This is a genomic window from Sporosarcina sp., assembly GCF_029257255.1.
Classification (GTDB): Bacteria; Bacillota; Bacilli; order Bacillales_A; family Planococcaceae; genus Sporosarcina.
In genome coordinates this window covers 1-7,326 of the sequence record NZ_JARICI010000066.1, presented here as the reverse complement: position 1 = coordinate 7,326, position 7,326 = coordinate 1, and the positions used below count along the sequence as shown (strand labels likewise).

Annotated in this window: 9 protein-coding genes; 1 reads left to right on the top strand and 8 read right to left on the bottom strand. The window is 39.5% G+C overall.

The annotated features are described in order from the left end of the window. Nucleotides 1-132: 132 nt before the first annotated feature. The 7 genes from Q1J64_RS13120 to Q1J64_RS13090 form a co-directional block, all read right to left on the bottom strand. Nucleotides 133-1,092 carry a ring-cleaving dioxygenase gene (locus Q1J64_RS13120; RefSeq protein WP_301109535.1) on the bottom strand — a complete coding sequence of 320 codons (960 nt, stop codon included), beginning with the start codon at nt 1,090-1,092 and terminating at the stop codon, nt 133-135. A 2-nt stretch (nt 1,093-1,094) separates the two neighbouring features. Further along, a complete protein-coding gene (locus Q1J64_RS13115) occupies nt 1,095-1,520 on the bottom strand; it encodes a MarR family winged helix-turn-helix transcriptional regulator (RefSeq protein WP_301109534.1) in 426 nt (141 codons plus the stop codon). 191 nt (nt 1,521-1,711) lie between these two features. Then, nucleotides 1,712-2,122: a DUF3021 domain-containing protein gene (locus Q1J64_RS13110; protein ID WP_301109533.1), complete on the bottom strand. Its 411-nt coding sequence runs from the start codon at nt 2,120-2,122 to the stop codon at nt 1,712-1,714. Further along, complete coding sequence (locus Q1J64_RS13105; protein ID WP_301109532.1) at nt 2,119-2,577, bottom strand: LytTR family DNA-binding domain-containing protein; 459 nt, start codon at nt 2,575-2,577, stop codon at nt 2,119-2,121. The genes Q1J64_RS13110 and Q1J64_RS13105 overlap by 4 nt, the downstream gene beginning before the upstream one ends. A 48-nt stretch (nt 2,578-2,625) precedes the next feature. After that, a complete protein-coding gene (locus tag Q1J64_RS13100) occupies nt 2,626-3,315 on the bottom strand; it encodes an ATP-binding cassette domain-containing protein (RefSeq protein ID WP_301109531.1) in 690 nt (229 codons plus the stop codon). Nucleotides 3,316-3,685: 370 nt separating this feature from the next. Then, complete coding sequence (locus Q1J64_RS13095) at nt 3,686-4,255, bottom strand: DUF4256 domain-containing protein (RefSeq protein ID WP_301109538.1); 570 nt, start codon at nt 4,253-4,255, stop codon at nt 3,686-3,688. Nucleotides 4,256-4,394: 139 nt separating this feature from the next. Continuing rightward, complete coding sequence (locus tag Q1J64_RS13090; RefSeq protein WP_483315985.1) at nt 4,395-6,098, bottom strand: FAD-dependent oxidoreductase; 1,704 nt, start codon at nt 6,096-6,098, stop codon at nt 4,395-4,397. Between the two features lie 251 nt (nt 6,099-6,349). On the opposite strand from Q1J64_RS13090, the gene Q1J64_RS13085 reads away from it, so the two are divergent. After that, nucleotides 6,350-6,679, top strand: a complete 330-nt coding sequence (locus Q1J64_RS13085; protein ID WP_301109537.1) for a tyrosine-type recombinase/integrase — start codon at nt 6,350-6,352, stop codon at nt 6,677-6,679. Between the two features lie 299 nt (nt 6,680-6,978). Here Q1J64_RS13085 and Q1J64_RS13080 read toward each other — a convergent pair. After that, nucleotides 6,979-7,326: hypothetical protein (locus tag Q1J64_RS13080; protein ID WP_301109529.1), on the bottom strand; the 348-nt coding region annotated here is incomplete at its 5' end.

Below are 7,326 nucleotides of genomic sequence, written 5' to 3'. Positions count from 1 at the left end.
CATATTATCTGATAGCTCTTTCGAAATCGGAAGCAGAGTATGTTCATCTCCACTTCCATGAAATAGGATCAACATGCCTTGTACATTCTCTACAGGATAAGAAGTATGTTCCATTGCTGTATCCCCATTCATTTATAAAGGCTTTAAACGCCGTTCGATTTCTTCACGACGGTTTTCTAAAAATGGAGGTAGTGCCAAACTCTCCCCCAGACTCTCCAATGGTTCATCCGAATCAAAACCTGGTCCATCTGTTGCTAATTCAATTGTAATATTATTTGGATCTTTCAAATAAACCGAGCGGAAATAAAAACGATCAACAAAGCTCGAATTCATTATGCCGTTTTGATTCAGCCTATTGATCCATTGCAATAATTCTTCCTCGTTATCGACACGCAGTGCAATATGGTGAACACTGCCACGGCCAGGTCGTTCTGAAGGAAGATCTGTTCTTTCTTCTAAGTGAATCTCAGCACCGGATCCTCCTTCGCCAGTTTCAAAGACCAAAATGTCTGGCTTCCCTGTCTCATCTGAAGGATATTGCCCTTTTTTACGGAACCCGAAAGTTTCAGTCAGTAATGAAGCAGTTCCGGCTATATTTCCAACAGTCAGACGGGAAGGCCCGAGTCCCGTGATGCCAAACTCTTTTGGAACTGGACTTTGATGCCAAGGCGTACCTGCTTTTACGCCCTCATTGTTTTCATCAGACACTAATACTAGCCGCTGTGCTTCAAAATCAGTAAATGATAACGTCATCCTGCCCGCTTGCTCTTTAATTTCACCATGCGAGACATTCATTTCTTCAAAGCGTGATTTCCAGTAATCCAATGCCTGATCATTTGGCACGCGCAGAGAGGTAACAGAGATACTGTTCGTCCCCTGGTAAGTTTGCCCAGCGCGTGGGATTTCAAAAAACGTCAAGTCAGTTCCTGGATTGCCTTTTTCATCGGCATAAAATAAATGATACATGGACGGTGCATCTTGATTGACGGTTTTCTTTACTAACCGCATACCTAAAATAGCTGTATAGAAGTGCAGATTTTCTTTTGCATTTGCTGTAATTGCTGACACATGGTGTATCCCTTTGATTTCCATCTTTATTCCTCCTCGGATTTTAGTTTCTTCAATAACTCATTCAATAGTTTTTTCTCTTCTGTAGTTAAGTTCTGAAAATGACTTGATTGGAATTCTTCCTGAACCGGCACTACTTCCGTGAATAATGTTCTGCCTTGATCTGTAAGTGAAATATATTTCGTTTTCCAGTCCTGTTCTCTTTCAATCAGATCCATACGCTCCATTTTCTGAAGGAGCTGCGTAATATTGCCTTTTGTCACAAAAAGCTTTTCGCCTAATTCTTGCTGTGAAATTTTATCATGCATACCTACCTGTACAAGTACATCGAATTGTGCAGCTGTAAGTCCCCACTTCTTTAAATGTTGATTAGACAATCGGATACTTTGATTGTAAATACGTGATATGCGAAACCAAATCATTAAGTCCAGTCGAATTGATTTATTATTCATTGACACGCCTCCCTTCAAAAGAGCAGATAAGTATTGATTATCAGTTTAACTATAAACTGACAATCAATCAACTACATTGCTCTGTATATAAAATAACTTCATGCCATTAAAGAGAAGAACCCTTCAGAAATGTTGATAGTTCTGAAAGGATTCCTCTTTACTCTTATTAAATTTGAAAAATAAAACTCCCTCTATAACTCATCCAACTCTTCATTCATCTTCTTTGCTTCATTCGTATAATACCAATAAAAACCGACCCAACTGGCTGCATATAATCCTAGAAACATACTTGTAAATGTGAAAAAACTTTTTAGTGTAAAGATGACCCAACCAAGAGCAAACGCTGTAATAAAGTATAGGATCAGCACTGTTATGAAATGATACATTGTTTGCCTAAGTAATGACCAATTTTCCTTTTCAAAATAGAGAGGTGTGACACTGAAGAACCAACCGCAAAAGATGGTACCTATCGCACTTTTAATAAATTTCGCAGCGTTCAGTGTTTCCAGATCATTTGTTAATATAATAGCCGTTGTAATAAGCACAACGAGAAAGCCACCGAAGAAAATACCAATAATACTTCGAAATAATAAGGTTTTCATTCGTCGTTCCTCCTATTCATTTTGAGTGCTTGTTTTATGCCATTGACATATGTTCGAGTAACGTATTCTTTTACGCCTGATTTAAAATAAACAGCGAGCGTTCCATTAAAAGAAGCTTCGAAACGGCTTAATTCATAGAGATTGGCTACGACCGATTTGGACAGCCGTATAAAACGACTTGACGGTAATATAGATTCCAGTTCATATAGCTTTTCCTTAACTAAAAAGGAACCGTTCACTGTAACTGCAGCTACCCCATCTTTTGTTGCGTGAAAATAATGAACGTCTGCCGGTTTCAAAATATGCTGCATGTCCCCATCTTTTCCCACAATAAAATCAAGCTCTTGGCCATTTAGGAAATCTAAAATTTCTTGGATGGTTGGATCCAATTCCTTACATTCAATTATAACGGTCGTCTCTTTTATCGCACTATCTATACTCAATGAAACTTTCATTTTGAGAAATCCCTCCCGACCATAGTGTAAACGTTTTCAAAAAATATGTCAGCAATACTTTATGTGACGCAGCCGAAGAACCAACAGACTGCTAAAAAATATGATGACTATGAATCCAAATGAAATCGATGTATCGTCCGTCCATTCCAACTTTCCATTCCAGATGGCAATAAACAATTGATTCATATGATAAATAACATTGAAATTAGCTATCGTTTGCACAAATGTCGGCATCATCTCCACTGGCATTGTAAAGCCACCCGACATCATGACGAGTTGAAAAATGACAATGGAAAAGACTAGCGCACTGTTTTGTTTTGTGAAGAATGAATAAATTGCAACTGAAAAGTCGAGGAGTACTGCAATCATTGCTTTGAAATATAAATAGGCATTCATGAAGTTGAGTAGATCAAAAGTTGAGCCACCCGACAACTTATCGAAATACACATTGCGGTACGGTTCCAGATGAAACTTCTTCATTACCAGCGCAATGTCCATGTCTGATTTGTAATACGCGCGAAACAGCTTTAGCAGTTCTATGACTTCCCTGGTCTTATAAAACTGAGTTGGCTGCAGAACTACCGAAATCTCTCTCCTCAATCGTTCCCTTTCACTATTGTTGAGACTGTACAGCTCTTTGCCGAATAAATAGATGGTACCAGCGTCAGGTTTTGCGAGAGTCAAGAGCATTTCTAAAAACGTTGATTTTCCAGCACCGTTTTTTCCAATGACCGCCACAACTTCATTTTCTTTAGCTTAAAACTAAACTCCACACCTTTGGGCACGCACTGCGCTCCATAAGACTTCTGAATATTCTTAGCGTCCACTATCAACTTCAACTTCTCCTCCTTTCGTAGTTCTTGTATTTTCAGTATACGAAAGAACGAAGGAAATTTCTCACCAATTCAAGTGAGTGGTAGTTTTTCCGCTGTCAGTTGCAGGAATTGAGTAGTGAGTAGCGAAAATATTGAAGCCTATGATGAATTGTTAGTCAGTTTATAGATAATCTAAAGGGTATTCATGCGCCATATTTATTACGTAAAATAGCCATGAGTGAGAAAGGCAATTGCTTTACCTTTCTTAACTCATGGCGTGGTAGGCTTATAAATTACACTCTAAGCAAGCCGCGAAAACCTCTTGCGGCATAATAGGATTCTGCTCCATTATGATATAAGAAAATATGCCCGAAGCGCCGGTCACAGAATAGCGCACCACCCTGTTCCCTAATATCTGAAGGAGTGTGTACCCAGCTAGATGTCTTCAAATCAAAGCTGTCCAATTTCTGCAGCTTTCGATACTGTTCTTCCGTCAATATTTCAATACCCATCTCAGCAGCCATATTCGCTGCGCTGTTTTCAGGCTTGTTTTTCTTCCTGGATTCCAAGGCTTCATGATCAAAGCAAATACTTCTGCGGCCTTTAGGGGTCTCCGCAGAACAGTCATAAAAAATAAACTCATCTGCTATCTGATCATACTCGACAACATCCGGTTCGCCGCCTGTATTCTCCATTTCATTGAGGCTCCAGAGTTTGTCCAGGTTCGCTTCAAGTTTTTTCTGCACTATAGTCCAATCAATACCTGGATGGAGATGCATATTTTTATCAAAACGAGTTTTCAACGTGGATAAGAGTTCTACAGATTGTTCCGACGTTAATTCTCTATCACTACTCATTTTCATCATTCCTTTTTCGTGTTTTTTTAATTATACCGTATCGACTTCATCCTAACCAATTAGTCATGCTGTTATGATAATTTCTACTTGTTTTCAACATATGAATAGGAGCCCCTTTATGCAAGCATAAAGGGGCTCCTATAGATTACTTAAAATTATACTTCGTTACAATCGGTTCCCGACCTGTCTTCACATCATTAAAATACTCATACAGGCATATCCCTAAAAATGAACCCGACACATTCACCACATTACCATAACCACTGTTCTGCAATGCCATCACCGCATTATAGCTGCGCTGTCCAGATCGGCAATGTACGTATACAGGAACATCCTTCGGAACTTCTCCCATACGCCCCCGCAATTCACTCAATGGAATATTGACTGCATTCAGCAGATGACCATTTGCAAATTCATTCGGCTCGCGCACATCAATAAACACGGCTCCCTGCTCTACTAAATCTCGCACTTCGGAGACATGAACTTGATTATAGCGTCCGTAAAGCACATTCAAGGCCACTAGTGCAGCCAGGTTCACGACATCTTTTGCCGTACTGTACATCGGTGAATACGTCAGCTCGAGTTCTTTCAGATCTTCTAACGTACCCCCCATCGTAATAAGAGTGGCGATGACATCAATTCGCTTATCCGCATTTCCTTTTCCGATTGCCTGTGCTCCAAGAACTTTCCCGGTTGGCACTTCAAATACCAGCTTAAAATGAAGCGGATTGCTGTTTGGCATCAAACCAACTTTATCCGATGCGATGATATATACACTGTCAGACTGTATCCCCGCCTGCTTTGCCATTTTTTCATTCAGACCGGTAGATGCTGCTGCCAAATCAAAGATCTGGATGCTCGACGAACCGATTACTCCTTTATTCTGATGAGGGATCCCATACATATGGTCAGCCGCCGCACGAGCCTGACGCTGCGCAGGTCCGGCTAATGCTAGGCGCGCAGGTTTACGTGTCAACTGATGATAGACCTCGATTGCATCACCAACTGCATAAATAGAAGAATCACTTGTGCGATAATTTGCATCCACTTTAATACCGCCAAGTTCCCCTATTTCCAGTCCAGCCTCTTTGGCAAGCTTCGTTTCGGGACGGACTCCAATCGCCAAAATGACTGCCTGCGCTTCTATCACTTTCCCTGAGTTCAATTTCACACCAGTGTCTGAAATAGCAGCCAGACCATCTTCCACTATCACTTCAACACCTTGATCAACCATTTCTTTATGCAGAATCTGTACCATATCGTAATCAAACGGCATCATGATTTGATTGGCAAATTCGATCAGTGAAACATTGCGCCCCGCCAGCTTCAAGTTCTCAGCAACTTCCACTCCAATGAAACCACCGCCGACAACCGCTATATTTTCAATATCTTTTGTCTGCACATAGTTATTCAAGCGCTCGATATCTTCTACATTTCGCACGGTAAACACATGCGGTGAACGTACACCTTCCAAATTCGGTACAATTGGACTGGCTCCTGGTGATAATACCAAGTGGTCGTAACTTTCTTCATATGTTTCGTCAGTTGCATTATTTATCACTGTTACTGTTTTGTCATTACGATTGATGGAGATAACTTCAGACTGCACACGAGCCTCAATATTGTATTTTGATTTGAATGCAGTTGGGTTCATCAGCACCAGTTTCTCGCTACTTTCCACAATTCCGCTCAAATAAAATGGAAGAGAGCAATTTGAAAACGATACATGTGGCCCTTTTTCGAACATGATAATTTCAGCTTGTTCATCTATCCGTCTGATTCTAGCTGCTGTGGAAGCTCCCCCGGCTACTCCACCGATTACTACGATTTTCTTTCCCAATTCGATCATCCTTTCATAGACAAAATAACCTACCTAAACTATATACCCCGCGTGGTATATAGTCAATGAATTGAGCTACTGTTTGCAGTGAATATATAAGTAGCAAATGAAAGTTGCTCACTATTTTATTTCATTTACAAGAACTATTCAGATAACTGCGTTAGTATGAAATACATTCACCTACTACAGGCTAGCTGATTTTCTAGAAAGTTGGAATACCATGGGGAAAACACAAACATTTGAAATAAAAGGCTCTCCCAATCCATCTAGCCTCACAGGATGAATCTTTATTTACTACAAACAAACGTAAAGCGTATTCACCTTCCTACCTATCTCAAGATGTAAGTAAGTACATGGGGAATACAAAAAAGCTAAACTTATCGCAATCTACACTTAGGATAACTCATCATATTTTCAGGCAAGCATTCGCGATTATCTTTACACACAACAAAGTTGACTTGTATTCCATCATGAGATCATTAGGACATGAGAAAATTGAAACCACTATGATTTATCTTGAAAAAGTATTTGAAAAGGAACGCCATACTATCCACTCTTGGCGGTCAGATAGGTTCGGTGAGTACATTTAACCGTTTTTCTACTAAAATACAAAACAAAAAGCAGTCCTTCACTATGAATGACTGCTTTTTGTAATTCATGACTCGATGTGTGCCACTATAAAACTGCCTCTCATTGTAAGGCTGACAACTTCAATGATACAAGAAATTTTATGGTGGCATATTTTTGTCTATAGATAGGTGGCTAACTTAATTCTACAATTAACCAAAATTATAATTGCACAAGAATCCTTTATATGACCATTAAAAATTTTGAATCCAACAACCTTGTTAACACTAACTAAAATTTGAAAAATACATTCGATGCACTTTTACCCTACTGTATTTAGCTCCACAAATCGGCCTATATCCTTTATACGTGGACGTGCCTTAAGAATGGCATTTATATAAGGCTCCATAAGACTTTCAATAAATTCATCTTGATCCGCTGCAACATAAATTTGCTTGAGCAGTGTGGATAAATTTTTCGTGTAAAAAATTTTTCGTGTTAAATAGTTGAGTTCGTTGTGATCTAGCTCTAATTCTTCAATATTTTCAGCAAAAATCAGCTTTAACGTCTCCATTGTTTGAATGGAATCATCGTCAATTAAAGCATCCAGTACGAATTGTGAGGCTTGTCCTACTATGTAACCACCTATAACACTTCCCATTACTGTGCC

Excerpts from the sequence above, each read along its gene's own strand:
- Q1J64_RS13120 (WP_301109535.1), bottom strand. The coding sequence starts at position 1,092 with ATGGAAATCAAAGGGATACACCATGTGTCAGCAATTACAGCAAATGCA.
- Q1J64_RS13115 (WP_301109534.1), bottom strand. The coding sequence starts at position 1,520 with ATGAATAATAAATCAATTCGACTGGACTTAATGATTTGGTTTCGCATA.
- Q1J64_RS13110 (WP_301109533.1), bottom strand. The coding sequence starts at position 2,122 with ATGAAAACCTTATTATTTCGAAGTATTATTGGTATTTTCTTCGGTGGC.
- Q1J64_RS13105 (WP_301109532.1), bottom strand. The coding sequence starts at position 2,577 with ATGAAAGTTTCATTGAGTATAGATAGTGCGATAAAAGAGACGACCGTT.
- Q1J64_RS13095 (WP_301109538.1), bottom strand. The coding sequence starts at position 4,255 with ATGAAAATGAGTAGTGATAGAGAATTAACGTCGGAACAATCTGTAGAA.
- Q1J64_RS13090 (WP_483315985.1), bottom strand. The coding sequence starts at position 6,098 with ATGATCGAATTGGGAAAGAAAATCGTAGTAATCGGTGGAGTAGCCGGG.